At 71.1% G+C, this 235-nt stretch carries 1 protein-coding gene; it reads left to right on the top strand.

Annotation, left to right across the window (positions count from 1 at the left end; all coding sequences use genetic code 11):
- A partial coding sequence (locus ACYQ6W_RS22755; RefSeq protein WP_459678600.1) for a hypothetical protein occupies window positions 1–235 on the top strand: 235 nt, incomplete at both ends.

Raw genomic sequence — 235 nt, 5'->3', positions numbered from 1 at the left:
CCGCCGATACCTCCGCGCTCGGCACCACCTTCGACTCGCTCACCACCGCGGCCCTCACCGGCCTCACCTCGGCCGAAGCGAGCGTGCTCGGCACGGCGGCCATCTCCGGCCTCAGTTCCTCGCAGCTCGGGGCACTCACCACCGCCGCGATCTCCGGCCTCGGCGGCAATTTCTCGGCGGTCACCAATACGGCGATCTCCGGACTGAGTTCCGCGCAGGTCGCCGCGCTGTCCAC

The organism is Acidisoma sp. 7E03 (assembly GCF_054665075.1).
Note: the sequence above shows the minus strand (reverse complement) of the source record. Positions and strands in the feature narration are given on the sequence as shown.